The sequence below is a fragment of the Paenalcaligenes niemegkensis genome (assembly GCF_022230885.1).
Classification (GTDB): Bacteria; Pseudomonadota; Gammaproteobacteria; order Burkholderiales; family Burkholderiaceae_B; genus Paenalcaligenes; species Paenalcaligenes niemegkensis.
The window spans coordinates 279,660-306,261 of sequence record NZ_JAKGCT010000001.1 but is presented as its reverse complement, the minus strand read 5'-3'; the positions used below and the strand labels follow the sequence as shown (position 1 = coordinate 306,261).

The following is a 26,602-nucleotide window of genomic DNA, read 5'->3' as shown; positions in this document are numbered from 1 at the left end:
ACTCATGGACGCTTTAATTCTTCTCGATTACGACACGCTCAGGGTGGTCTGGTGGCTGCTATTGGGTGTGCTGTTGGCGGCATTTGCGGTAATGGACGGGGCCGATTTAGGTATTGCCATGTTATTGCCGGTTGTGACCAACGATGACCGTGAGCGGCGGGTGCTATTTAATGTCATTGGTCCGGTTTGGGAAGGCAACCAGGTCTGGCTGATTGTGGCCGGTGCACTGGTGTTTGCTGCCTGGCCTTTGCTTTATGCGATGGCTTTTTCGGGTTTTTACCTGGCCATGATGCTTCTGCTGGTGGCCTTGATCTTAAGGCCTGTTGCCATTAAGTATCGAAGCAAAATGACATCGGCTGTTTGGCGTTCACGCTGGGACTCAATCTGGTGTGCTACAGGCATTGTTGCGGCTTTGGTTTTTGGGGTTGCAGTTGGCAACGTGATTGTCGGCGCCCCCTTCGGCTTTGAACAGAGTACGTTGCGCCCTATGTATGATGGCAGCTTTTTTGCTTTGTTTATGCCGTTTCCACTGTTGTGTGGTGTCATCAGCGTGCTGTTGCTGGCCTTTCAGGGAGCGGTGGTACTTAGCTGGAAAACAGAGGGTTCAATCGCCAGGAAATCTAAACGATGGGCTATCTATACAGGATTGCTGAGCATGGCATTGTTCGTACTCGCAGGCTGGTGGATAGCAACTTCGATACCGGGCTATACCATTGAGAACGCCGCTTTGGTGCACAGCTTTTCTAATCCTCTGGCGAAGACGGTAACCGTTAGCGCCGGTGGGTGGATGTCAAATTATGACAGTTATGCGTGGATGTGGGCGGCACCTGTTACCGCTGTCGCAGGTATGTTGCTGGCGATTGTCCTGGTAGGCCGGCGCAGTGGATTGCTAGCCGTGTTCTGCTCGTCGGCTTCCGTTGTCGGCGTCGTGCTTACCTTTGGGTTTTCGTTGTTCCCGTTCTTGCTTCCTTCGTCAACCCAGCCCAATTCCAGCTTAACTATCTATGACGCCTCGGCCAGCCATTTTTCCTTGTGGATAATGCTGCTGATTTCAGCCTTCTTTCTTCCTATTATCGTGATGTATACATCATGGGTATATAAGGTAATGGGCGGGAAAGTAACACCAGAGTCAGTCGAGGACTCTTCCCACTCTTATTAACGACCGAGGTTTAGCAATGTGGTATTTTTCGTGGATATTAGGGTTGGGCCTGGCGTGTGCATTCTCTATCCTGAATGCAATGTGGTTCGAACTCCGCGTTGTACGCGCTCAACAAGACAATCAGCTGGCGACCTCCGAAATTTCGGCTGCCGATGAGTAATACAACGGATGAGTTCTCGCGTTTGCCTGCTTCGGCAGCAAACGCTCGTCCGCCTGGGGGAAGCATGGCTGCGTCAAACTTGGCGTGAGGCACCGCTGCGTGCAGCGTGGGCGCTGTTGGCACCGCTTTTGGCAGGCTTGCTGTTTATTCCCCAAGCTTGGTATTTGGCTCAAACCTTGCAGCTTGCCATTGTCAGCAAAGCATCGCTTGACGTCTTGCTGAACTCGATTTTGCTTATTGCCGCAATTCTGGTTTTGCGTGCGCTGGTCGTATGGTCGGGCGAGCGCTGTGCAAGCTCCGTAGCTGAAACGGTCAAGCACCGGCTACGCAGTTCGCTATTGCATGAATTACTCCATCGTGGCCCTGCCTGGACGAAACGCTATCCCTCGGGGGAATTAGCAACGGCAGTCATGGATCATGTCGAGGCCCTGGATGGTTACTTGCAGCGCTATATGGCTGCCGCCTTGGCAGCCGTTTTTTTACCCTTGCTGCTGTCTCTTGCGGTATTTGGTGTTGACTGGGTGGTTGCATTGTTGCTGCTGGTCACAGCGCCTCTTATCCCTTTGTTTATGGCGTTGGTGGGCTGGGGGGCGGAAGCAGCAAACCAAAAGCACCAGCGGGCGCTGCTGCGATTATCCGGGGTATTTGGCGATCGTATCAAAGGCTTGTTTACCTTAACGCTATTCGGGCAGGCCGGCGCTGAGGTGGCTTCTGTCCGGCGCGCCAGTGTCGAGCTCGGGCAGACCACAATGAAAGTCTTGCGTATCGCTTTTCTCTCGTCGGCTGTGCTGGAGCTGTTTGCTGCTTTAGGAGTGGCGGGCGTGGCTGTTTACATGGGATTAAGCTACCTTGGGATGCTAGGCGCGGGCTTTAGCGGTTTTACCCTGCAGCATGGCTTGTTCTGTTTGTTCATTGCCCCCGAGGTGTATCAGCCTTTACGTCAGCTGGCGGCTAGCTATCATGACCGGGCTCAAGCTAAAGCCGCAGTGCAAGGCTTAGAGCAGCTATTTGTGACTCTTCCCGTCGTTGCCGATAGCCATACCACCCAGCCGTCTGTTTCCAGTGTCATGCCGCTTAATCAGCAAGTCTCCGTGGAAGCGCCGTGTGGTCTGGACTTTTCACGTTCAGGCTTGATGCCCACCGTGCTGAAGGCTGATGACTTGAGCCTGAGCACTCCGGGTGGTTTTAGCACCTTGCTGGAAAGCACATCGTTAACATTACGGCGAGGCGATTCGGTAGCTATAGTGGGCGCCAGCGGAAGTGGTAAAACAACCTTGCTGGAAAGCCTGGTTGGCTTACGTCCACGTACCAGCGGAGAAATCACGCTCTACACCTCAGGCAAGCCGACTCCTTCTGTCCAGTCCTTGCATTTACCTGGCGTTTGTCTAATTGGTCCTTCGCCATTCCTGGCTCTGGGCACAGTTGCCGACTCGTTGCGGCTGGCAGCGCCGTCTGCAACTGATGAGCAGCTGTGGTGGGCTTTAGAGCGTGTGCAAATGGCAGATCTGTTACGTTCGACTCCTGATGGTTTACAGAGCTTGATAGGTAATCGCGGTTTTGGCTTCTCTGGCGGACAAATTCATCGCATTGCTTTGGCGAGGCTATTTCTTTCTAACGCTTCTCTGGTGTTGCTGGATGAGCCTACTGCGCACTTGGATTGGCAGACTCGGGATCAGGTGCTCGATGCGATTTTGGCTTTTTGTGACAATCGGGCGCTGGTCATTGCGACCCACGATCCGGTCGTCGCTGGAAAAATGACGTCGCGATGGCATCTGGAAGGCGCGGTATTACACGGAGTGGGGCCATGAAACTATGGTGGCAATTATGTGCGCCCTGGCTGCGGCAACATAAAGGACGTGTTGTCATCAGTGGTTTCGTGGCGCTCAGCACCGTATTTGCGGGTGTAGGCCTGCTGACTGTGGCCGGATGGTTTTTGACGGGTGCCTTTCTTGCCGGCTCATTTTCGTTATTTAATTTGTTTGCTCCTTCAGCCTTGGTCCGCGGACTTTCAATGTGGCGTATAGCCTCGCGTTATGTCGAGCGTATAACGGGTCATACAGTTACATTGGATCTACAGGCTGAGATCCGCTCGCAAACTTTTGAGCAGTTGTCCCTTTTACCTCCCGCTGAACTCGCCCGCTACAGAGACGGAGATCTGGTGGCACGCTTGATCAACGATGTCGAGCGGCTGGATTCCGTGTTCCTGTTACTGGTAGTGCCTGCGTTTACGGCTCTTATGGGTGGGATGATCTATGCGGCCCTGGTGGGTAGCTATATTCCGTGGGCCGGTGTGGCAGTGCTTGCCTGTGTATTGATGGGGGCATTGCTTATTCCCTTTGGGGTAGCACGCCACGCATCCTCTGCGGGGCAGCAGATTACTGGTGCTGCATCCGAGTTAAGAGCTTTGCTGCATGATGCCATGGTTGCACACGTGGATATCGTGGTGTTCAACAGTTTTACAGCTGTGCAAGATAACTTTGAGGCACAAAGTGCCGCGCTATCGGCGCAGCAGTCGCGTATGTCAGCAGTGGCGAGTCTGGGCAATCTGGCTCAGCAGGTATGTATGGGGCTGCTGGTGATTGCGATGCTCGTAATAGGCATTCACGTGTATAGCGAACATGAGCTCAGCGCAGCTATATGGGTAGGGCTGTTATTGGGTGCCATGGCCTTGTTTGAAATTATGGCCCCTTTAATGCGCGGGGCGGCCAGTCTGGGGGTTGCCAGCTCAGCAGCAGCACGCCTTCGCGCCATACGGGGCCAAGACAGCGAGTCGGAGTCAGGTCCTTGCGATATGGCGACCTCAGGTAGCCTGACGCTGAATAAGGTTTATATAGGACACGATGGCAATGAGCCTCTTGTGGGCGCTATCGATTTGGTTTTGGAGCAGGGGGAACGGTTGCTTATCCGTGGCTTAAGCGGCTCCGGAAAAACCACCTTGCTGCACTCGTTAATCGGCGTTATTGCTCCGTTGCAGGGCGACATATACTACGGCGGAACCAGTCTGGCGAGGGTTCCTTCCGAGCAGCGCTTTAAGCAATTTGCGTTATTGTCCCAGCATTCTACGGTATTCATGGGCACCATAAGGCATAACCTGTGCCTGGCCAAGCCCGACGCTACCGATAAAGAACTGTGGGCCGTATTAGAGCGAGTGCGTCTGGCGAGCTTCGTCGAGACCTTGGCTAAAGGTCTTGACAGCTGGGTAGGAGAGGGGGTAACACCTTGTCCACAGGGCAAGCCCGCCGTTTATGCCTGGCGCGTATTTTGTTGACGTCGGCATCGCTTTGGCTGCTTGATGAACCAACCAGTGGTTTGGATGAAGCCACGGCCAATGCTTTGTTGCATGATCTTTTGCATTTCGCCGAGAACCGCACCGTTATTATGGTAAGCCATGAGCCTGTGCCGCCAATGCTATTTCAGCGAGAAATGCAGATCATTGGCGAGCAATTGATTGAGGAGCCTGTTCAGCGTTCTTTTTAAGACACGACCGTCACTATACAGGGTGAGATTGTGTACACTTCATGCGTGCCGATGGTGCATAGTGCACTCTGGTTATTTTTGTGGTTATTTAAGTCAACATGCATACCGATCCCGCCGAATATATTCGCAACACGATTCGCAGCGTACCGGATTGGCCTAAACCCGATGTTATCTTCCGTGACATCACTCCGGTTCTACAAGATCCCCAGGCTTTTCGTGTTCTCATCGATTTGTTCGTTTACCGCTACATGCGTCAACGTCTAGATTTAGTGGCCGGGATTGATGCTCGCGGTTTTATCGTTGGTTCAGTTCTGGCTTATGAACTAAATCTGGGCTTTGTTCCGGTGCGAAAAAAGGCAAGCTGCCTTTTCAAACGGTGGCAGAAGAATACTCCCTTGAATATGGCAATGCCACCGTCGAAATGCACACCGATTCAGTACGCCCGGGGCAGCGTGTGCTGCTTATTGATGATCTTATTGCCACGGGTGGCACCATGGTGGCAGCGTCACGGTTATTGCAGCGTCTGGGCGCCAATGTCGTCGAAGCAGCCGCCATTATCGATCTGCCTGACCTAGGTGGCTCTAAAGCGGTTACTGACACGGGCTTGCCGGTGTATACGGTCTGTGAGTTCGGTCATTCGCTACCAGATCCGGGGGCCATGCAGGGCCAGTGACGGTCAGTGTAAAAGCCCTGTCTCCAGTTCATATGGCTGAAGACAGGGCTTTTTTTATCGATGACCTTCAGTCCGTCTTCTCTATACTCTTTGTTTAGAAAGCGCCCGTGTTAAAACATTGAAAATCTGATCGTTCATAGATTGTGCGACATTGAAGCGCAAGTAGTCGCTTGCGCTTAATGATTGACTGAAAGCATTACCTGGAGCCAGCACTACGTCGTCTTCCAGGCATGAACGGGCAATGGTGGTTGCATCGATGCCTTCGGGCAGCCTGCACCAGAGAAACATGCCAGCCCGAGGAACGAGCCACGGTTTCACGCCAATCGCCTCAAGCCGGGGGATAGTTTTCTCCATGGCTTCGGCTAACCGAAACCTTATTGCCTCCATATGCTTACGATATCCGCTGTCGGTTAGCGCCTTCAGCACAATGTCGGCCGCCAGTCGACCACCTCCAAAGCTAGTCGCGAGTTTCAGGTCGATCAGACTTTCGATCCAATCAGGGCGTGCCGCAATGTAACCACATCGCAGCGAAGCCGAAACCGTCTTGGAGAAGCTGCTGATCTGGATCACGCGTGTGAAGCCGTCGAAAGCAGCGAGCCTGGGGGCGGGATCAATTTCGAAGTCAGCAAAGATGTCATCCTCGACGATCACAAGATCTGCAGTGTCGGCAAGTTTCAATAGCCGATGCGCAATGACGGGGGAGAGCACGGCGCCTGTAGGGTTGTGGACGCCAGAGTTAGTGATGTAGATTCTTGGCGAATGCTCCTTCAGGGCAGCGCCGAATGCTTCTATATCCGGCCCGTGTGGCGTGTAGGGCACACCTACCGCCCGCACGCGATGTGCCTTGAGCAAGGCATGGAAATTAAAATAACAAGGATCGTCTACCAGCACGGTGTCGCCTGGCTCCAGAAAGAAACGGCAGATCAGGTCGATCGCCTGTGTTCCTGACTCTGTAAGCATGATTTGTTCGGGAACCGCGTCAATGCCGATAGCCGCCATTCGGCGTACGAGAAACTGACGCAACGCCGGATGCCCCAGTGGAGTGGAGTACTCGGTTAGCTCCGCTGTGCTAGCCCTGGCCAGTGCGCGCAGGGCCCGGCGCATTCCTGCTTCGTACATCCATGAGGCAGGAAGCCATCCGCAGCCAGGCTTGAGTACGCTGACGCCTGTTTCCAGCGATTGGCGGGAAATCCATAGCGGATCGATTTCTCTGTCGAGCTTGGGGCCGACCTCTGCCAGTGCAAGCGGGGCAACAGGTCCGTTCACATAGAAGCCAGACCCTGGACGAGAGCTAATGATGCCTTCGGCGGCCAGGCGTTCATAAGCTTCAACCACCGTTGAAACTGAAAGTTTCATGGCCTGTGCCTGTGCACGGACGGAAGGTAAGCGAGCCCCTGGCAGGTACATGCGAGATGTGATCCGCGACAGAATGACTGACATTACGGTGCTGATTCGCGTGGTGTTTTGCTTCACGTTGTTGACTCCACTGTATTGTTATTGTTCGCATAACAGTTATTTATAATTGTACTGGACTGTTCCTTGCTGCTCTATCTTTCTAATGCTCTACTGGCGGTTAGCAATAAGGACTTAACAATGAGAAAAACAACAAACGGTTGGCTGAATGGCTTCATTGGAATGGCTATTTTTGCAGGGTCGCTTCCGGCGACACGTGCAGCAGTCGCTGATTTTGATCCGACGTTCCTGACCAGCGCGAGAGCGACTATCGCCGGTTTGCTGGGCTTGGTGCTTCTGATCTTGCTTCGACAGCGCCGCCCGGAACTTGCGGATCTTCCTTCTCTCATTCTTACTGCCCTGGGTGTTGTGGTTGGCTTTCCGCTACTGACTGCACTGGCCCTGCAACATATCACTTCTGCGCATTCACTGGTCTTCCTGGGTTTGCTGCCTCTGTGCACCGCCATTTTCGCCGTGTTGCGCGACGGAGAGCGCCCTCAGGCTGCTTTTTGGCTGTTCTCTGTACTTGGAAGTGCCTTTGTTGTCGGCTACGCGGCACTGAGCGGCATCGAGGCGTCCTTACGTGGCAACGTGCTGATGCTGGCTGCTATCGTCGTGTGCGGACTGGGATACGCGGAAGGCGCGCGGCTTTCGCGCAAGCTGGGAGGCTGGCAAGTCATTAGCTGGGCGTTGCTGTTGTCGCTGCCGATCATGTTGCCGATCGTGCTGCTGACTTTGCCAGCATCATTCGAACATGTAGGTGCCCCGGCATGGATCGGCTTTGCCTATGTTTCGCTTTTCAGTATGTTTATCGGTTTTATGTTCTGGTATCGGGGCTTGGCACAGGGCGGTACCGCGGCTGTAGGGCAGCTCCAGCTGCTTCAGCCTTTCATGGGGCTCGGACTGGCATCGCTGTTTCTCCACGAAACAGTGAGCTGGACGATGCTGGGGGTAACGCTGGCTGCGGTGATCTGCGTTGCCGGGGCAAAAAAGTTCTCTGGCTGATATTCTGCATGGAATCGTCACTGCCGCTGTGAGTCATCAGGAAACTGCAAGGAGCGCTAGCAGCGCTACGGCCTGTGCGCATCATAGAATCTTATTGGTAGTGATCGAATACTTGTCGCAAATAGGCAATGAAGGTTTCGTCGTCGCACATGGTTTTACCGGGCGAGTCAGACAGTTTGGCGGTTGAAGCGCCATTGCAGCTCACGAGTTTCATTACGATGTTGAGCGCCTGCACGCCCATGTCGTTGGTCAGGCTGGTACCTATCCCAAAGCCAACTTGGATACGGCTGCCAAAATACCGATAGAGCTCTATTGCGCTATCTACAGTAAGGCCGTCAGAAAACACCAGCCGTTTTGTAGTGGGGTCGATACGCAGCTTTTTATAGTGGTCAATGGCGAGTTCTCCCCATTCAAAGGGGTCGCCAGAGTCGTGGCGAAGGCCATCAAAGAGCTTGGCAAAATACAGGTCGAAATCACGTAAAAAGGCTTTCATGCCAATGGTGTCGGTCAAGGCAATACCCAGATCGCCCCTATACTCTTGAACCCAGTCTTCGAGCGCAGCTTTCTGAAAGTCGCGTAATCGCACTGACCCGAAAGCCTGGAATGACTGAAAGTATTCGTGGGCCATCGTGCCTATAGGCACCAGGTTGTGCTTGCGTGCCAAATGTACGTTCGAGGTTCCTTTGAAAAACTCGGGCACTTGCCTGGCCAGCGTTTCAATGACCTCGTCATGCCATGCAGCTGAGTAGCGCCGCCTTAAACCGAAGTCGGAAATATCGAAACTGAAGTCTTCTTGAGGCGTAGCACCAAATTGCTTGAGGTGGTCGATTTTATGCTTCAAGCGTCTGCGGCCTTCCTCGACAAGCGTTGTAGCATCGTAGTGTCTGAAATACAGTTCGTTGACGATGGCCAATACGAAAATTTCAAAGCCCATTACATGGACCTGTGGACCCTCTGTAATAATTCGCAGCGCTGAACCTTCGGTTTGCACCTTGATGAAACGTCGCTGGTATCGAAAAAGAGATAAATAATCAATGAAATCTGACTTGATATAGCGCAGGCTGGCCAGGTAGTCGAGTTCGTCTTGGCTAAAGCTGAGACTGCATAAGTGATCCAGTTGCCGTTCGACCTCGGGAGCCAGCTCCGCCAATGGATATTCAGCATCATTACGGCATAAAAACTCGTACCGTGCTTGCGCCGCCGGATGGCGATGCAGCATGGCCTGCCACATGGTGAATTTATAAAGATCCGTTTCGAGCAGGGAAGTAATGACGGGAATAAAAGGCTGGCTCATTGTTGTCGCTGTAGTGGTTACGCTGATTCGTCTGCGTACAGTCTACCCGGTTTTAGCTATCGTAATATCCGGGAAGGAAGAGCAACTCCCCGGCATGACCCGCAGAGAGGCCCGGGCCGGGGAGTACATACAAACGTGCTTAGACTAATACGCGTTCAATACCGCCAGCGTTAGCTGTTTTTACGTAGTCAGCCATCCAGTTTTCTCCCAGGATGTGTTTTGCCATCTCGACAACAATGTAATCGGCTTTAACGCCAGTGTCGCCTTCGTAGCGTGACAGGCCCTGCAAACAGGAGGGACAGGAAGTGAGCATTTTCACTTCGCCCTGGAAACCGTCAGCAGAAATGGTTTCCTGGTTTTTAAGCAGTTCTTCTTGTTTACGAAAACGGATTTGCGTTGAGATATCTGGACGTGATACAGCCAGCGTACCCGATTCGCCACAGCAGCGATCACTTTTTACCGATTCATCACCCACCAAGGCTTTTACTGTTTTCATAGGATCCTGCAGCTTCATGGGGGTATGGCAAGGATCGTGATACATGTACCTGACGCCCTCTACACCATCAAGCTTGATGTCTTTTTCAAGCAGGAACTCGTGAATATCAATCAGGCGACAACCCGGGAAGATTTTCTCAAATTCGTACATGGCAAGCTGGTCATAGCAGGTGCCACAGCTGACAACTACCGTTTTAATATCGAGGTAATTAAGCGTTGTAGCCATGCGATGAAACAGCACGCGGTTATCGGTGATCATCTGGTCCGCTTTTTCTTTCTGCCCGCTGCCACGTTGCGGATAGCCGCAACAGAGGTAGCCCGGGGGCAAAACCGTTTGTACGCCAGCGTGCCAAAGCATGGCCTGTGTAGCCAGGCCCACCTGAGAGAACAAGCGTTCTGAACCACATCCAGGGAAATAAAACACGGCTTCACTGTCGGGAGCGGTGTTTTTGGGGTTGCGAATAATTGGTACGTAATCGGCGTCTTCAATGTCCAGCAGTTTACGCACCGGCTGCTTGGGTAAGCCGCCAGGCATTTTCTTGTTGATGAAGTGTATGACCTGTTCACGTATAGGGGCTTTGCCCACCGTCGCAGGTGGTGCCGCTGTTTGTTTTCGGGCCGGAGCTGCCAGCACTTCGTGAGCGAGACGTTGGGCTTTATATCCCACATCCAGTACCTTGCGGGTGGTGTTTATAACCCGGGGGTCTTTGGCATTCAGGAAGAACATGGCCGTGGCGGCACCCGGGTTCCTGGATTTTTTCCCCATACGGCTTAGCAAAGCACGCATTTCCATAGACACGTCGCCAAAATCAATGTCGACGGGACAGGGGTTAAAGCACTTATGGCAGAGCGTACAGTGGTCTGCTACATCTTCAAACTCTTCCCAATGCTTCAGGCTCACGCCACGCCGGGTTTGCTCTTCATACAGAAAAGCTTCGATCAGTAGCGAGGTAGCCAAAATTTTATTACGGGGTGAATAAAGTAAATTTGCACGAGGCACATGCGTGGCACAAACCGGCTTACATTTACCACAGCGCAAACAGTCTTTAATGGCATGCGAAATAGAACCAATTTCGCTACGCTGCATAATTAGGGACTCATGGCCCAGCAGATTGAAGCTGGGGGTCCAGGCTGCACTTAAGTCAGCGCCCGGCATCAGTTTTCCTGCATTAAAATGATCGCCAGGATCAATGCGGCGCTTGTAGTCTTGAAACGGCTGCAGCTCTTCCTGTGTCAGATACTGATACTTGGTGAGACCAATACCGTGCTCGCCTGAAATTACTCCGTTAAGCCCACGCGCAATCTGCATGATTCGGCTTACGGTTTCGTTGGCCTCTTGCAGCATTCCGTAGTCGTCAGAGTTGACCGGCAGGTTGGTGTGTACGTTGCCGTCGCCAGCATGCATATGCAAGGCCACGAATACGCGGCTTTTAAGGACGCGGTCGTGAACGGCCTGCAGTTCGGCTAGCACGGCGGCGCAGTCGGCCCCTGGAAAGTGCTCTTCAAGCCTGGCACGCACTTCGGTCTTCCACGAGGTGCGCAAGGTATGGTCTTGCAGTAATTCAATGATCTTGGTTTCGGGCAACGAAGCAACCCGTTCGCGCAAGGCTTCGGTATGTTCACCTAAACCTAGCTGGTTCAATGCATCCAGGCTGTCGGCCACCTTGGCGTCCAGGTTGTTCAGCAGCCAGCTCCAGCGATTGCGTACGGTTGATATCGTAGCAATGGCGTCATGACGGCGCTCTTCGAGCACTTCTTCGCGAGTGTGCTCTGCGTCAGTGTGATCCGCTGACTTACCGACGGGTAAGTCGCCGTGCAGAAAGTGCTCAAGCTCGTCGAGCAGGCGCAGTTTATTGCGGGTGGAAAGCTCGATGTTGATACGTTCGATCTCGTCGGTGTATTCGCCCATGCGGTCTAGCGGAATAACGACGTCTTCGTTAATTTTAAAGGCGTTGGTGTGACGGGCAATAGCAGCGGTGCGAGCGCGATCCAGCCAGAAGCGCTTACGGGCTTCGGCGCTGACGGCTACGAAGCCCTCACCGTGACGCGTGTTGGCAATGCGTACAACCTCGCTGGCTGCTATGGCGACTGCATCGGCGTCGTCGCCCATAATATCGCCAATGAGCACCATTTTAGGCAGGCCACTACGTTTGCTTTTTGTGGCGTAGCCCACTGCACGCAAATAACGCTCATCCAGGTGTTCAAGGCCAGCCAGCAGTGCCCCGTTGGCGCGGCCTTCGGTGTCCAGGTAATTCTTGACTTCAACGATAGAGGGTACGGCATTGCGAGCGCTGCCAAAAAACTCAAGGCATACGGTGCGGGTATGGTCTGGCAGACGATGCAAGATCCAGCGAGCCGCGGTAATCAGTCCGTCGCAGCCTTCTTTTTGTACACCAGGCAGCCCTGAAAGAAACTTATCTGTGACATCTTTACCCAGACCTTCCTTGCGGAATTTCTTCCCTTCGATGCTAAGGGTTTCGCTACGCAGCAAACGCGCGCCGGGCTGTAGCTCACCGTCGTACCAGTGGAGGTCGAAAACAGCCAGATCGACCTCGTGAATCTTGCCTAAATTATGATTGACCCGCGTTACTTCAAGCCAGTTTCCATCCGGGTCGACCATACGCCACCAGGCGAGATTATCAAGCGCAGTGCCCCAGAGCACCGCTTTTTTGCCACCTGCGTTCATGGCCACATTTCCGCCAATACAGGAGGCGTCGGCCGAGGTAGGGTCAACGGCGAATACTCGGCCAGCAGCTTCGGCGGCGTCTGCCACCCGACGGGTTACAACCCCTGCGCCGCTAAGAATGGTGTGTACAGGCTCTTCAACACCGGGCAGATGGATCACCTCAACCGAACCCAGGCCATCGAGCTTTTCGGTATTAATAACAACCGAACGAGAGCTGAGAGGAATAGCACCACCTGTGTAGCCTGTACCACCCCTCTAGGGATTATCGTGAGCTTGAGCTCGATACAGGCTCGTACCAAGGCGGCCATCTCGCCCTCGTTATCGGGAGTGAGTACAACGAAGGGGTATTCGACACGCCAGTCGGTGGCGTCTGTTACGTGGGAAACTCGTGACAAGCCGTCGAACTTAATATTGTCTTTTGCGGTTATGCGCTGCAGGCGCTTTACTACACGCTGGCGCAATTCGCGCGTGGTGTTGAACTCGTTTTCAAAGTCTGAGACAGCAGCTTCACCAGCCTGTAATAGGCGAATGACTTTTTGATCGCGTTCGGGAACATCGACATCGCGGCGATTATCAATTTCGCTGAGGCGATGGCGCAATGCCTCGATTAGCTGGCGCTGGCGCTTTGGGTTATCGAGCAAATCATCAAGCAGGTAGGGGTTTCGTCGGACCACCCAGATATCGCCCAGTACTTCGAAAAGCATACGTGCGGAGCGTCCGGTGCGACGCTCGGAGCGAAGCTCGGAAAGCTTGTTCCACGCTTCTTCGCCTAAGAGACGCAATACTATTTCCCGATCGGAATAGGAAGTGTAGTTATAAGGAATCTCACGCAGACGTGAAGTGAACACCGCGGGTGAGCGGGCGGCGAGATACTGGCTGGCGACTGGGGCATTCATAAGGTCAGACTAAAGCCACTGAAGAGAGAAATTAAGCGTTAAACAACACAATAGTTTAATTCATTCGGTGACAAGACGTTTGCTTACACATGCAATGCGTGGGTTGTTTGCAAATAAATCAAGTAAAACAGTTAATTGCCGGGTTGCCTGATGAGCTTAAGTAAAGCATCAGGATAGCCCCCAGCCCACGTAGGGGAAAAACCAGAGTAAAAGGATGGTCATCAGGGCATAGCGCAGGAACTTGCCGATAGCCATGTAGACAGCGCAGGGCCCCAACGGAAGCCGTAACCAGCCAGCGACGCCGCACAGTGGGTCCCCTATTATGGGAAGCCATGAAAAAAGCAGTGCTGAAGGCCCCATTTTATGTAGCCACATCTGCACCGTCTTATGCCAGCGTCCTGTGGATTTTTTAGGGTGGCGATGAAGACTCTCAAGGCCATCGGGGTGTGCATCCCGCCATTTTTGATAAGCGCGCTGTGCACCCGAGCCCATCAGAAAGCTCACAACTCCGCCCAAGGTGTTTCCTGTCGTGGCAATAACAATGGCTGGCCACAACATATGCGGAGAAACGGTCACATAGGCAAAGACCGCAGGCTCAGAGCCGAGTGGCAATAAGGTTGCTGATACGAAACTTACTACAAATATTGCTGTGAGACCGACTTCAGGCAGTGCAAGCGCTTGTAATAACCAGGCAATTGAGGTGTGTAGCCATGCTTCCATAAAAAATGTGGCTAAGCCACCCTAAAATAGTTTTATAACCCTGGCCGGGGCTCATGCAGTGTCCTTGAGTTAGAGGACAGGTTGAGGGGAGGAGACTGTGGTATTCTTTTTTCTTTATTTGTTTACCCTTACCGCGGCCTTCTTGGGCCGTTATTGTCATCTTTATGTCCAACGACTATCTTAAACGCATTCTGACTTCTAAAGTCTATGATGTGGTGCGTGAAACAGCGCTTGAGTTTGCCCCCTGATTTCAGCTCGATTAAATAATCGAATTTTGCTTAAGCGCGAAGATCAGTTGGAGGTATTTAGTTTTAAATTGCGTGGCGCCTATAATCGCATGGCGAATTTAAGCCAGGCCGAATTAAAGCGCGGAGTGATTGCCGCCTCGGCAGGCAATCACGCTCAGGGCGTGGCTTATTCTGCCAAGCGCTTAGGCACACGAGCGGTGATTGTAATGCCCGAAACCACGCCTCAGGTGAAAATTGAAGGGGTACGTCGCAATGGCGGCGAAGTGGTCTTGTTTGGGGAAAGCTTCTCCGATGCTTATGCGCATGCAGTAGAACTGGAAAAAGAAGAAAAGCTCACATTTGTTCATCCTTTCGATGATCCCGATGTTATTGCCGGTCAAGGCACTATCGGAATGGAAATTCTTCACCAGCATCCTGGTCCCATACATGCTATTTTTGTTCCCATAGGCGGGGGCGGCCTGATCGCCGGGGTAGCGGCCTACATCAAGCAGCTGCGGCCCGAGATCAAGGTTATAGGCGTGCAAACCGAAGACTCTGCGGCTATGGTACGCAGTGTCAAAGCGAATCGAAGATTAAACCTGAACGATGTGGGGCTGTTCTCGGACGGCACTGCAGTTAAGCAAGTCGGCAGTGAAACATTCAAGCTTACGCGTCAGTACGTAGACGATTATGTGCTGGTCGATACTGATGCAATTTGTGCTGCGATCAAAGACGTGTTTCAGGATACGCGTAGCGTGCTGGAACCTGCCGGGGCTTTGGCGATGGCCGGTGCGAAACGATATGCACAGCAACATAAGCTCAAAAACAAGACTCTGATAGCCATTACCTCTGGCGCAAACATGAATTTCGATCGCCTGCGTTTTGTGGCCGAGCGTGCTGAGGTAGGCCTGGCCCGAGAGGCAGTCCTGGCTATCAGTTTGCCCGAGCAGCGAGGCAGCTTTTTGCGTCTCATTGAGGCGTTGGGCAATCGTTCGGTAACCGAATTTAATTACCGCATTTCGGATGCCGATCAGGCGCATGTTTTTCTGGGCTTGCAGGTGCAGTCCGAGAGCGAAATCGAAAAGCTTGAAACGCATTTTGTTCGTAAAGGTTTTCCTACCCTTAACCTGACGAATAACGAAATGGCTAAAACGCACTTGCGTTATATGGTGGGTGGCCGTTCACCTTTGGCCGAACACGAGCAGTTGTATCGCTTTGAGTTTCCAGAGCGCCCTGGTGCCTTACGCCGTTTTCTTAGTGCCATGAACCCTGAGTGGAATATCAGCCTGTTTCACTATCGCAACCAGGGCGACGATTACGGTCGTATTCTGGTGGGCTTGCAGGTGCCGCCTACCGATAAAAAGGTATTCAGTACGTTTCTTGAGAACCTGGGTTACCCATACTGGGACGAGAGCGGGAACCCGGCATATAAGTTGTTTTTATAATTGTTTTGCCGAAGACATGCGATAACTGCGGTTGATACAGTGATGCCTAAAGCTGCGGCGTTTATACACAGATAGGCGCCACGGCTTTAGGGGCTTGGGTTTTAAACGGCAAAAAGAGAGCTTAAATCGCGAAAGGCCTTGAACTCAAGTGCGTTACCCGAGGGGTCTAGAAAAAACAGCGTGGCCTGTTCGCCTGGCTGACCCTCAAAGCGTATGTGCGGCTCGATAATAAACTGGGTGTTGGCATTACCCAGCTTTTCAGCAAGAATTCGCCAATTGTCCATATCCAGCACCACCCCAAAATGCCGTACCGGCACCTGATGTGCTTCGACCTGGCTGGTTTGTGGGGGCGTGCACTCGTCGGGCGCCAGATGAGCAACAATCTGGTGACCATAGAAATCGAAATCTATCCAATGCTCAGAGGAGCGTCCTTCAGGACATCCGAGCACACCACCATAGAAATGACGTGCGGCAGCTAAGTCATGTACAGGGAAAGCCAAATGGAAAGGGCGTAACGAGGCTTGGTTGCTCACGGTGAACTCCGAATGATTTTCAGCATAAAGCTTAAGATTAGCGCAGATTTCAATTCTTGAGTATTAAGTGTGCCAGCGACGACGCACTGTTGACCGAGGGGCTTAAAGGTTGGGTTCTTCGATTTGACGTACACGCAGTGGAGCGAAGCGCAGCATGAACAGGCTACCCGATCCAAAACGGCTTTGGATGCTGAGTTCTGCGTTATGGCGCACTGCTACATGCCTGGTGATGGCTAAGCCCAGGCCCGTGCCGCCTGTGGCGCGTGATCGCCCTTTATCTGCCCGATAGAAGCGTTCGGTCAGGCGAGGAATGTCCTGGGGTGCAATACCTATACCGGTATCTTCAACCGAATAGATGGCTCCGCCGTCTTCAGTTGGAAACCAGCTGACGGTGATTGTGCCATCTTTAGGGGTGTAGCGAATGGCGTTGGTCAGCAGGTTGGAAATCGCCGACGTCAGTTCGTTTTCAGAGCCGACAATACAAAGACTGGAGTCTATGTTTTCGATGAAAATATGCTCGCCATCAGATAGCACCTTGGCCTGTTCAAGTGCCTGGTTAATGATTTGGCTCATGCGGACGGGACGGCCTTCGGTAGGCAGCGATGACTCGAGCGTAGAGAGAGTGAGCAGATCAGCCACAATGGCTTGCATGTGCTGAGCCTGCTCAAGCATCATTTGCTCGTATCGGTCACGTTGCTCGTCGCTGATGCTTTCAACGGGCAGCTCGCGTAACGTTTCCAGAAAACCCAAAAGAACGGTCAGCGGTGTACGTAGCTCGTGAGACACGTTAGCTACGAAGTCTTTGCGAGTGGTTTCAAGCTTTTCAACTTGCGTGACATCGCGCGTGACCAATAAGAACTGGCCGAATCCATAGCGGGTGAGCTGCACGGACAGTGATTTGTCTATGCCCTCTTTTTCAAGATGAAGCAAAAGGGGACCTTCCCACTCGCGCTGCTGAGCGTAATGAGCGAACTCAGGGGCCCGGAGAATATTAAAAATACTGTGGTGGCGATCGGTGGCCAGGTTCAGGCCAATATGCTCAGAGGCAGTTTGATTGCACCATTGGAGCTCCATGCCTTCGCTTAAGGTAATTGCGCCGTCGGGTAACGCTTCGGCAGCCATCATAATGGCATCAACGTTTCGGCTTAAGTCGGTGATCTCTTCACGATTGGCCTTGAGCTGGCGATATACGGGAGCAAGAATTTCGTCCCACGGACCAACTGAAGCGGGGGAGGCAAGTCGAGGTTATGAACCCAGCGACGAATTTTTTGTAGCTGTGCGCCGCTAACGATGACCATAAGCAGCAGCCCTAATGCAAAGGTTGCCCAGCCAAAGCTGTAGCCTAGCCACCCTCCGATTACTAAGCCCAAAAGGGCCCAAGCAACAACTGAGCTTAGTGTTTTATTCATGATTTTTCGGATCTTGATCGCTCGGGTAGTACGGCAGCAAAACGATAGCCCGCACCCCGTATGGTTTCTATATGGGCATCGTGGCCGCTGGGCTCCAGGGCTTTGCGTAAACGCCTGATGTGTACATCAACGGTGCGCTCTTCGACAAAAACATGATCGCCCCAGACTTGGTCAAGCAACTGTGTTCGGGTAAAGACGCGTTCTGTATGAGTCATGAAAAAGTGCAATAACCGAAATTCGGTGGGACCTACCGTTAGCGAAATGTCGGCGCCTGTGACTCGATGTGTAGCGGGATCAAGCTGCAGAGTGCCAATTTGTATTACGTCGTCGGTAAGTTGGGGCGCACGACGCCTTAGTACCGCCTTGATGCGGGCCAATAGCTCTTTGGGCGAAAAGGGTTTGGTGATGTAGTCGTCGGCACCTGCCTCGAGCCCTTCAACCTTATCGACTTCCGCCCCTTTTGCGGTAAGCATAATAACAGGCACCAGGCTTGTGCGCTCGTCTGAGCGCAACTTGCGTGCCAGGGCAATGCCGGAGGCACCCGGAAGCATCCAGTCGAGCAGGATCAAATCCGGAAGTTCGGCCCGGATTAGGATCTGGGCCTGCTCGGCATCAGAGGCACGTAATACTTTATGCCCTGCAAACGCCAGATTGACTGCAATAAGCTCTTGGATTGCAGGCTCGTCTTCAATGACTAGTATGGTTGTGGTCATGCGTATGTAAATCGTTAAAACCGCTGGGAAAAAGCGATGATTTAGGGATAATACGGATCATCATATGGCTTTAATGTTTCAGGTTTGTGAAAACTTTGAAGTAGCTAGCTTATCTATTTCTTGATGGGGCGTATCGAAATAACGGTAATTTGCGGTACGATTAGACCATCATGGAAAAAAGCATACCGATTCCTCTACCCCTTCGCCGGAAACTACCACGCATTTTGGTTTCCAGACCGTGCGCGAAGCCGAAAAAGCCGCTCGCGTCGCTGATGTTTTCCACTCGGTGGCAGCAAAGTACGACATCATGAATGACTTGATGTCGGCTGGCTTACACCGCATCTGGAAGTCCTTTACTATCGGGCGTGCTGATGTGCGGCCAGGCATGAAAGTGCTGGATATTGCGGGCGGTACGGGCGATCTGGCCAAAGCCTTTGCACGTAAAGCCGGCGTTTCGGGCGAAGTATGGCTGACTGACATTAACAGCTCCATGCTTGGCGTCGGGCGTGACCGTCTGCTTGATCGTGGAGTTCTCACGCCGGTGTCGGTCTGTGATGCCGAGCATCTGCCTTTTCCTTCCGAATATTTTGATCGTGTGACTGTAGCCTTCGGGTTGCGCAACATGACTCATAAAGATCAGGCTTTGGCCGAAATGCGCCGCGTTCTAAAGCCTGGTGGTAAATTGCTGGTGCTTGAGTTCTCACGTATCACCAAGCCTCTAGAGGCAGCCTACGATTGGTATTCGTTTAATGTGCTGCCTAAAATCGGCAAGGTGGTGGCAAACGATGAAGAAAGCTACCGTTATTTGGCTGAATCTATCCGCATGCATCCCGATCAGGAAAATCTGGCCGAGATTATGCGCACGGTAGGCTTTGAGCGTGTTAAGTATTTTAATTTGTCCGCCGGGATTGCGGCCTTGCACGAGGGGATACGGCTAGAGTAAACCTGATGTAATCCCTGGCCATTCTGCTGCAAAAGGGTTGTTTCCAGTGAAACAGCCCTTTTTTGTGCGTAGCCAGAACCACGCCAACAAGAAAAAGTAGTAATAAATAGCCAGATTGTGCTAATGTTCAGCTTTCCGTAAGCTTTTCTTAAGTGTCTCTGTTTTTGACACTGTAGAGCACGATATTTGCGTAACATCCGTTTTGCGCAGCAGGAGTCAACTCATGATCTCACAACGTTTTTCCCGATTTATGGCCGCCGCCCTGATCGCTGTGTCTGCAGCCGGTATGCTGGTGGTTTCCTTCGATGCAGAGGCTCGCCGTTTTGGTGGCGGTAAAAGCTTTGGTCGACAGTCTTCTAACGTAATGCAGCAGCGCCAGGCCGTTACGCCTCCAGCAGCAGCGGCTACACCCCGTGCGGCTGCTCCGGCAGCCGGTGCGGCAGCGAGTCGTGCTGGTGCAGCCGCTCCTAAAACAGGCATGTCGCGTTTCTTGGGGCCGCTGGCTGGTATTGCAGCCGGTCTGGGTATTGCTGCACTGCTGTCCAGTATGGGCTTAGGCGGAGCCTTGCTTGAGTTCCTGTCCAGTGCCATTCTTATTGGCGCGGTCATCTTTGCTGTCATGTTCCTGGTACGTCGTTTCCGCGCAGGCTCGGCTCGTCCTGCCACGCAAGCAGCTGGTAACACGGGCTCGGGTAACAACCACTTGCGTCAGGTCAATCCGGCCTCCAGCAGTCAGCCCGAGTGGCCTGCATCTGCCAGCCAATCTGGCGCTGCAGCACCTGCCGCGGTAATGGCTGCACCTGCTGCTGATCCGGTAGACCAAAGCTGGTTCATTCCTGCTGACTTCGACACACCCAGCTTTTTGGCAAATGCAAAAACAAGCTTTACCGAAATTCAGGCTCTGTGGGATAAGGGCGACCCAGCCGCACTGCGAGAGTATCTGACCGACGACCTCCTGAAAGAAGCTACACCGCAAATTCTTGAGCGCGAAGGCGAAAACGTCACTGAAGTGGTGCTGTTAAATGCAGAGCTTCTGGGTATTGAAAAAGTAGCTGAAGGTTATTTGGCCAGTGTCCGCTACTCGGGCATGTTGCGCGAAGGCAAGGATGCCGAAGCGTTCCGCTTCGAGGAAGTCTGGAATCTTTACAAGCAAGATAACGCGGGCTGGTTAGTGGCTGGCATTCAGCAGATGCCGGTCAGCGACGAATAACACTGTTATTTGTTTTAGTTCCCAAGCCGAACGCCGTATCCAACAAGTAGGGTACGGCGTTCAGTCTGTATTATATCCAGGCTGAGCGCTCCCTGAATGAAGCCGGCGGGTTAAACTAGGTCTTTATCCAAAGAACTCGCGGGTTAAATGTGTCTAACGCTACATTAATGTCTGTCGTCCCAGCTTTTCTGCATCCAGCCACGGTAGGTATGCGCATTGCCAATACCCTCCTGGCTCGCGATGAATGGGTGCGCAAGCGTTTGGCCGAGTTTCCCGGTCGTACTATACGCATTGTGGCTGGCCCTGTTTCTGCCCAAGCGTCGATATCCGTCATCGGTGAGCTCGTTCCAACTGCATCGGCAGTGGTGCCTGATGTGATCCTCACCCTTCCTACCGATAAACTTTCTTTACTTCCCCAGGCCTTGCGCGAAGGCGACTCGGCTGCTATTGCCCGTCTCCTGCATGTGCAAGGGGATGCTGGCCTGGCTAATCTGGTTTCTGAAGTTGCCCAGTCTGTCCAGGTTGACGTCGAAGGTGGTTTGGCTAGAGTCGTAGGCGACATTGCTGCCGTCCGCATTGTGGGTGGTGTAAAAAGTCTGGTTAACGCTAGCCGGCGTTCGGTTTCTCATGTTTCCGGTAATATCAGCGAGTATCTGGGTGAGGAAAGTGATTTTCTCGTCAGTCGCAGTCGATATTGGCTATGGGAAGACAAGCTGGCAGCTTTGACCGAGGCTCTGGCTCGCGTTGAGAACTCGGTAGGCCGGCTTGAACAGCAGCTTCCCGCAGCCAGGAAGGGGCACTAATGTTAAGTTTGTGTCGCTTTTTCCATATTTTATATGTGGCGTTCAAGTTCAGGCTCGACGAACTGGTGCTGTCCGGAATCCGGCATCCTTATGCCTATCGCCTGCTTTATATCGTTCGCCTGGGGCGTGCGCCCAAAATGACTCGTGGCGAGCGATTGCGCTTGGCTCTTGAGTCTCTCGGGCCGGTTTTTGTGAAGTTTGGTCAGGTTTTGTCCACTCGTCGCGACCTAATCCCCATCGATATTGCCGAACAGCTAGCCCTGCTGCAAGATCAGGTGCCGCCATTCGACTCTACTCTTTCTGCGCAAATGGTAGAGGCGGCCTTGGGTACCTCGCCGCATGTGCTGTTCAAGCACTTTGAGACCGACCCCATCGCTTCTGCTTCAATTGCGCAGGTACATTTTGCAGTACTTCATGACGGGCGAGAAGCTGCGGTGAAAGTATTGCGACCCGGCATGCGCGAGATCATTGATAAAGATTTAGCGTTGATGCGGGTCATGGCCAACCTGGTAGAAAAACTGATATCAGACGGACGGCGCCTGCGTCCTCGTGAAGTCGTGGGCGAGTTCGAAAAATATCTTCATGACGAGCTTGATTTAATTCGTGAGGCGTCCAATTGCAGCCAGCTACGCCGTAACTTTTCCCAGAATTCCGGCCGTGGCGAACTGTTGATGGTACCAGAGGTCTATTGGGACTACTGCGCAAACAATGTGTTCACTATGGAGCGCATGCGTGGAATTCCGATTAATCAAATTCAGCGGCTTACTGATGCTGGTATTGACCTTAAAGATATAGCTCGCAAGGGGGTAGAGATATTCTTTACCCAGGTTTTTTCCGATGGTTTTTTCATGCGGATATGCACCCGGGCAATATTCGTGTCTCAGATGATCCCGAAACCTTTGGCCGCTACATCGCCCTGGATTTCGGTATAGTGGGCTCACTGTCTGAATTCGATAAAAATTACCTGGCACAAAACTTTCTCGCGTTTTTTCAGCGCGATTATCGTCGTGTGGCACAACTTCATATCGAATCAGGCTGGGTACCAGCTACTACCCGGGAAGAAGAGCTTGAAGGCGCGGTTCGTGCTGTATGCGAACCGTATTTTGATCGTCCGCTTTCGCAGATTTCCTTGGGACAGGTGCTGTTGCGCCTGTTTCAGACGTCCAGGCGCTTTAATGTCGAGATTCAACCCCAATTGGTTTTGCTGCAAAAAACCTTATTGAACGTCGAAGGTATGGGGCGAGACCTGGATCCGGAGCTGGATTTGTGGGATACCGCTAAACCGTATCTCGAAAAATGGATGTATCAGCGGGTGGGTCCCACAGGATTCGCCCAGCGTATGCGGCTAGAGGCCGGGCAATGGGCGCAGATTCTGCCCCAATTGCCACGTTTGGTTTTTGATAGCCTAAGCAGGCCTGATAATACCGGTCAGCTGGCCGTCGAGCTTAAACAGTTACGCAAAGCTCATGAACAAAATAATCGCTTGCTGTTAGCGGTTTGTGCCGTGTTGGCTGTCGCAATTGCCGTAGCAATATGGGCGATTGTGCGGTTTTGATACAGCAATGTGTATTAATAGTCGGTCAAACCACGACTGACATAATTTTGATAACTAAAGATTCTATGATGTGTTGGCATTGCCGCCACAAGTCCCGTTCAGGTATGGCTACGCCCACTGAAGGCATTGCGCGTCTGTAGCGGGGACTGAATCTTAGCGATAGCGCCTCGCTGATTTGCTTGACAGTCAGGATGTACTATCGATTTATCCTTAAGGATTGCTAATGTTATACCCCGAGTTGTTTAAATCTATGGAAGCCGTTCGCTGGAATATGTCGCATGACATTCCCTGGGACGACTTTGACGGCTCCAAGCTTAGCGACGAGCAAGCTTACACCATTAAAATGAACGCTATCACCGAGTGGGCAGCCTTGCCTGCCACCGAGATGTTCTTGCGTGACAACCGAGATGACAGTGACTTTTGTGCCTTTATGTCAGTCTGGTTCTTCGAAGAGCAGAAGCATTCGCTAGTGCTTATCGAGTATCTGCGACGTTTCCGTCCCGAGCTTGTGCCTACGGAAGAAGAGCTGCATAACGTACGTTTCGAGTTTGATCCTGCGCCGGCAATGGAAACGCTGATGCTGCATTTTTGTGGTGAAATCCGTTTGAATCACTGGTACAGGCGTGCAGCCGACTGGCATACAGAACCGGTAATTCAGGCCATCTATAAAATAGTGGCTCAAGACGAGGCGCGTCATGCAGGAGCCTACTTGCGCTACATGCGCCGTGCCCTTGGCAATGCCAACGAAGCAGCTGGCCTGGAAGCCCGTGTGGCTTTTGCCAAAATTGGCGTGCTGATGTCTTCGGCAAACCGTACTGCTCAGGCCCTGCATCCCACGAATTTGCACGTTAATAAAGAAATGTATCCTCTTGATACTGTGCAGTCCAAGCTGCCTTCACCCGATTGGCTAGATCATTGGCTTGATGAACAAATCCGCTTCGACAAAGAATGGGAAGGTAAGGTGTCCACACGAATCCTCCACAATATGTCGTTGCTGATGGGGCAAGATTTCAACTCGGCCCAGGAACTCAATCGCTACCGTCGTGACTTGAACAAGCTCATTGTTCCTGCGTAGTTTATGTTGCCCACTTTTGAACAAAAAGTTCGTAGCCCTCAGGAACTCGCCGCTGCTATCGGGCGCGGCGAGGTATCCAGGCCGCTGATCTTTACAAACGGCGTTTTCGACATTTTGCATCGGGGGCACGTAAGTTATTTAGATGCGGCGGCACAATTGGGCCCTACCCTGGTGGTGGCCGTCAATACTGACGACTCTGTGCGCCGGTTGGGCAAAGGCGATGACCGGCCGCTAAATACAACCGAGGATCGGGCTGCCTTGTTGGCTGCGCTCGCCTCTACTTCCTTCATCACTTACTTCGCGGAAGATACCCCTGAAGCAATTATTGAATTGCTTAAGCCTGATCTTATCGTGAAGGGCGGCGATTACGATATGGAAACCCTTCCCGAAACGGCCTTGGTACGTAGCTGGGGCGGAGACGCTGTAGCCATTCCGTTTGCGTTTAATCGCTCCACGACTGCACTCGTTCGCAAAATTCGCCTGGATTAGGCGCGCAGCCGGGCCTGTAGGCATTGCATTGCTGCAAGCATAAGTCAGGCTATATATGCCTGACTGTGTGCTTGGCTGAAGTTACGGTTGTGGCTGAGCCGAAGGGGTAGGGCTAAGCAGCTGGTTCAATGCTGACAGATCGTCGACGCTTAAGCTGCCTGCAGCTTCTTTCAGACGCAGGCTGTTTACCAGAGTGTCATAGCGCGCTTTGGAAAGGGCCCGCTGTGTTTCGTATAGCTGCTGCTGAGCGTTCAATACATCGATATTGATGCGTACACCTACTTCGTAGGCCAGTTCATTGGCATCCAGGGCGGCCTGGCTGGATTTCTCGGCTGCTGCCAGGGCATTGATTTGCAATAGGCCGGAGCTAACCCCGCCAAAGTATCGTTGCGTGGCCTCAATTGCCAGGCGCCTGGCGTTCTCGCGTTCGTATTGATATTGTTGCAGACGAGAGCTTTGCTCGCGTACACGAGACGATATTTCGCCGCCAGAATACAAGGGAATCTCGAGTTCCAGTCCGATGCTGTTGTCCATCAGCCTGGGCGAAGTGTTGGGCCCGTATATCCCCATGTTGCTGGCACTGCCCGAGCGCGCCTGAATGGACAGGGTAGGGCTGTGTTCGCGTTTGTTGGCATCCAATAGTGACTGGGTTGCCTGCACTGCGAGATCAGAGTGCAGTACATTTAAATTGCTGCTTGCTGCCTGAGCTGTCCAGACATCGACTTGAGCGGGCACCGGAGCCGGGAGCTGTGTGCTTTGCAAAGGGTTTAGTGCCGGAGCAGGCTGCGCGATAATTGCCTGAAGACGCTGGCGTTGGGTTTGCAAGGCGTTTTCTGCGACAACAATATTAGCCTGGAGCAAGTCTAGTCTTGCGCGAGCTTCGTGTGCGTCGGTAATGGTGGCACCGCCCAGTTCGAATGAGCGTTGTGCAGCCTGGAGCTGGTGTGACACAGCGCGTTGCTGGGCTTGGAGAGAGCGCAGGCTATCTTGCTCGGCCAGTACATCAAAGTAGGCCTGTGAGACCCGCAGCATTAAGTCTTGACGCGCCTGTTCTTCGGCGATGACAGCCATGCCAGCTTGTTGCTGAGAGCGCTCATAGAGCTTGTAGGCGCTAAGATTAATAATAGGCTGTCTTAATACGACAGCCCACTGGTTAATGTTGCTGCTGCGATAGTGCTGTAAATTACCAGCCTGGCGTTCGTTGGCATTGGACAGCCCGGCTGTTGCGCTGATATGGGGCAGCAAGCTTGCCCTTGCCTGGTTGACCCATTCACTGTCGGCAACGGTGGCTGAGCGGGCCGCTGCATAGACCGGATCGTTTTGTAAGGCCAGGTTCCAGATTTCAAGCAGGTCGGCAGAGCTTGCTGTATTGCTTACCAACCCCAGCGTTAGCGTCGTTAGCCAAATACGTATACGACGGGACGCTAAAGCCATGTTAGAACTTGAAATGAGAAACGGCAGTACCATGCAACGGTTTGATGATGGTATCGAATAATGGTTCGGTTTCGAAGCTGGCAGCGCTGGTGCGGGTGATACGGGTTGCTACCATAACAGGAGCTTGCCCAACCACGGCTACCAGACGCCCGCCGATTGCCAATTGATATTTCAAGGCGTCGGGGACTGTAGGCACTGAGCCCGTCAAGAGGATAGCGTCGTATTCGGTGGTCCCCCAGCCTGCATGCGCGTCGCCGGTTTCTACAGTCACGTTATTGACGTTATTGCGTTGCAGGTTGTCTTTGGCAAAGGCAGCAAGCGTGCTGTTGACTTCAATAGTGGTGACATGCTGGCACAGGCTGGCCAGTAGCGCCGCCTGATAGCCCGAGCCTGTGCCGATTTCCAGAACACCATCGGTAGGCTTTAACTGCAGCTCTTGTGCAAGGCGGGCCTCGACTACCGGTGAAAGCATGGTTTCGTTGGTGTCGATCGAGTTAACAATCAGCGGGATTTCGGTGTCGGAGAAGGCCACGCCTTCCATGGATGGCGGAACGAAGCGTTCACGCTTAACGTCTAGTAACGACTGAAGGACGTTTTCATCGTACAAATGCCATGGGCGAATTTGCTGCTCGACCATGTAGTAGCGGGCGAGTTCGAGTTCTGACAGCGCGTGAATGTTCATAACTTCCAAAAACTAAGGCTCTTCGATTTTCCAGTATTTCGATTATAGGTCAGGATAGCCGAAGGTG

General features: G+C 52.7%; 19 protein-coding genes and 5 pseudogenes. 14 read left to right on the top strand and 10 right to left on the bottom strand.

Translation table 11 applies throughout. From position 1 onward, the window contains the following. Nucleotides 1–4: 4 nt before the first annotated feature. The 6 genes and pseudogenes from cydB (at nucleotide 5) to L1889_RS01470 (ending at nucleotide 5,469) form a co-directional block, all read left to right on the top strand. Nucleotides 5–1,159, top strand: a complete 1,155-nt coding sequence (gene cydB, locus L1889_RS01495) for a cytochrome d ubiquinol oxidase subunit II (RefSeq protein ID WP_238663562.1) — start codon at nucleotides 5–7, stop codon at nucleotides 1,157–1,159. A 16-nt stretch (nucleotides 1,160–1,175) separates the two neighbouring features. Further along, complete coding sequence (gene cydX, locus L1889_RS01490; RefSeq protein ID WP_238663561.1) at nucleotides 1,176–1,319, top strand: cytochrome bd-I oxidase subunit CydX; 144 nt, start codon at nucleotides 1,176–1,178, stop codon at nucleotides 1,317–1,319. An 8-nt stretch (nucleotides 1,320–1,327) separates the two neighbouring features. Further along, a complete protein-coding gene (gene cydD / locus L1889_RS01485) occupies nucleotides 1,328–3,127 on the top strand; it encodes a thiol reductant ABC exporter subunit CydD (RefSeq protein WP_238663560.1) in 1,800 nt (599 codons plus the stop codon). Next, nucleotides 3,085–4,587, top strand: a complete 1,503-nt coding sequence (locus L1889_RS01480; protein ID WP_505483614.1) for an ATP-binding cassette domain-containing protein — start codon at nucleotides 3,085–3,087, stop codon at nucleotides 4,585–4,587. The genes cydD and L1889_RS01480 overlap by 43 nt, the downstream gene beginning before the upstream one ends. Continuing rightward, nucleotides 4,539–4,796 carry an ATP-binding cassette domain-containing protein gene (locus tag L1889_RS01475; protein WP_372870987.1) on the top strand — a complete coding sequence of 86 codons (258 nt, stop codon included), beginning with the start codon at nucleotides 4,539–4,541 and terminating at the stop codon, nucleotides 4,794–4,796. Before L1889_RS01480 ends, L1889_RS01475 begins: the two co-directional genes overlap by 49 nt. A gap of 98 nt (nucleotides 4,797–4,894) precedes the next feature. Beyond that, nucleotides 4,895–5,469, top strand: a pseudogene (locus L1889_RS01470) (adenine phosphoribosyltransferase). Nucleotides 5,470–5,550: 81 nt separating this feature from the next. Here L1889_RS01470 and L1889_RS01465 read toward each other — a convergent pair. Continuing rightward, a complete protein-coding gene (locus L1889_RS01465) occupies nucleotides 5,551–6,909 on the bottom strand; it encodes an aminotransferase-like domain-containing protein (protein ID WP_238663627.1) in 1,359 nt (452 codons plus the stop codon). 153 nt (nucleotides 6,910–7,062) lie between these two features. On the opposite strand from L1889_RS01465, the gene L1889_RS01460 reads away from it, so the two are divergent. Next, on the top strand, nucleotides 7,063–7,926 hold the full coding sequence (locus L1889_RS01460; protein ID WP_238663557.1) for a DMT family transporter: 864 nt from the start codon (nucleotides 7,063–7,065) through the stop codon (nucleotides 7,924–7,926). A gap of 91 nt (nucleotides 7,927–8,017) precedes the next feature. Here the strand turns inward: L1889_RS01460 and pncB are convergent, their stop codons facing one another. The 3 genes and pseudogenes from pncB to L1889_RS01445 all read right to left on the bottom strand — a co-directional run bounded on the left by pncB (nucleotide 8,018) and on the right by L1889_RS01445 (nucleotide 14,017). Further along, a complete protein-coding gene (gene pncB / locus L1889_RS01455; protein ID WP_238663556.1) occupies nucleotides 8,018–9,220 on the bottom strand; it encodes a nicotinate phosphoribosyltransferase in 1,203 nt (400 codons plus the stop codon). A 139-nt stretch (nucleotides 9,221–9,359) separates the two neighbouring features. Continuing rightward, a pseudogene (locus tag L1889_RS01450) lies at nucleotides 9,360–13,297 on the bottom strand (DUF3683 domain-containing protein). A gap of 168 nt (nucleotides 13,298–13,465) precedes the next feature. After that, complete coding sequence (locus tag L1889_RS01445; protein WP_238663555.1) at nucleotides 13,466–14,017, bottom strand: YqaA family protein; 552 nt, start codon at nucleotides 14,015–14,017, stop codon at nucleotides 13,466–13,468. Nucleotides 14,018–14,181: 164 nt separating this feature from the next. Between L1889_RS01445 and ilvA the strand changes: the two are divergent. Beyond that, a pseudogene (gene ilvA, locus L1889_RS01440) lies at nucleotides 14,182–15,689 on the top strand (threonine ammonia-lyase, biosynthetic). 101 nt (nucleotides 15,690–15,790) lie between these two features. Here the strand turns inward: ilvA and L1889_RS01435 are convergent. The 4 genes from L1889_RS01435 to phoB all read right to left on the bottom strand — a co-directional run bounded on the left by L1889_RS01435 (nucleotide 15,791) and on the right by phoB (nucleotide 18,344). Then, a complete protein-coding gene (locus tag L1889_RS01435; protein WP_238663554.1) occupies nucleotides 15,791–16,222 on the bottom strand; it encodes a VOC family protein in 432 nt (143 codons plus the stop codon). Nucleotides 16,223–16,324: 102 nt separating this feature from the next. Continuing rightward, nucleotides 16,325–17,347, bottom strand: coding sequence for a phosphate regulon sensor histidine kinase PhoR (phoR, locus tag L1889_RS01430; RefSeq protein WP_238663553.1), 1,023 nt, complete (start codon nucleotides 17,345–17,347; stop codon nucleotides 16,325–16,327). A 20-nt stretch (nucleotides 17,348–17,367) separates the two neighbouring features. Beyond that, nucleotides 17,368–17,631 carry a hypothetical protein gene (locus L1889_RS01425; protein ID WP_238663552.1) on the bottom strand — a complete coding sequence of 88 codons (264 nt, stop codon included), beginning with the start codon at nucleotides 17,629–17,631 and terminating at the stop codon, nucleotides 17,368–17,370. Next, on the bottom strand, nucleotides 17,628–18,344 hold the full coding sequence (gene phoB, locus L1889_RS01420; RefSeq protein ID WP_238663551.1) for a phosphate regulon transcriptional regulator PhoB: 717 nt from the start codon (nucleotides 18,342–18,344) through the stop codon (nucleotides 17,628–17,630). The genes L1889_RS01425 and phoB overlap by 4 nt, the downstream gene beginning before the upstream one ends. Before the next feature lie 208 nt (nucleotides 18,345–18,552). Between phoB and ubiE the strand changes: the two are divergent. From ubiE to L1889_RS01390, 6 genes and pseudogenes are all read left to right on the top strand, one after another. Beyond that, nucleotides 18,553–19,287: pseudogene (gene ubiE / locus L1889_RS01415) on the top strand (bifunctional demethylmenaquinone methyltransferase/2-methoxy-6-polyprenyl-1,4-benzoquinol methylase UbiE); the annotation flags it as partial. A gap of 223 nt (nucleotides 19,288–19,510) precedes the next feature. Further along, nucleotides 19,511–20,497, top strand: a complete 987-nt coding sequence (locus tag L1889_RS01410) for a Tim44 domain-containing protein (RefSeq protein WP_238663550.1) — start codon at nucleotides 19,511–19,513, stop codon at nucleotides 20,495–20,497. A gap of 167 nt (nucleotides 20,498–20,664) precedes the next feature. Next, complete coding sequence (locus tag L1889_RS01405; RefSeq protein ID WP_238663549.1) at nucleotides 20,665–21,300, top strand: ubiquinone biosynthesis accessory factor UbiJ; 636 nt, start codon at nucleotides 20,665–20,667, stop codon at nucleotides 21,298–21,300. Next, a pseudogene (gene ubiB, locus L1889_RS01400) lies at nucleotides 21,300–22,855 on the top strand (ubiquinone biosynthesis regulatory protein kinase UbiB). The gene L1889_RS01405 and the pseudogene ubiB overlap by 1 nt, the downstream one beginning before the upstream one ends. A gap of 223 nt (nucleotides 22,856–23,078) precedes the next feature. Then, nucleotides 23,079–23,930, top strand: coding sequence for a ferritin family protein (locus tag L1889_RS01395; protein WP_238663548.1), 852 nt, complete (start codon nucleotides 23,079–23,081; stop codon nucleotides 23,928–23,930). Nucleotides 23,931–23,933: 3 nt separating this feature from the next. Beyond that, a complete protein-coding gene (locus L1889_RS01390; protein ID WP_238663547.1) occupies nucleotides 23,934–24,419 on the top strand; it encodes an adenylyltransferase/cytidyltransferase family protein in 486 nt (161 codons plus the stop codon). Nucleotides 24,420–24,500: 81 nt separating this feature from the next. Here the strand turns inward: L1889_RS01390 and L1889_RS01385 are convergent, their stop codons facing one another. Together L1889_RS01385 and L1889_RS01380 are read right to left on the bottom strand one after the other, a co-directional pair. After that, a complete protein-coding gene (locus L1889_RS01385; protein ID WP_238663546.1) occupies nucleotides 24,501–25,853 on the bottom strand; it encodes a TolC family outer membrane protein in 1,353 nt (450 codons plus the stop codon). Between the two features lies 1 nt (nucleotide 25,854). Then, nucleotides 25,855–26,535 (bottom strand): protein-L-isoaspartate O-methyltransferase family protein, encoded by a 681-nt coding sequence (locus L1889_RS01380; protein ID WP_238663626.1) that lies wholly within the window; start codon nucleotides 26,533–26,535, stop codon nucleotides 25,855–25,857. Between the last annotated feature and the right edge of the window lie 67 nt (nucleotides 26,536–26,602).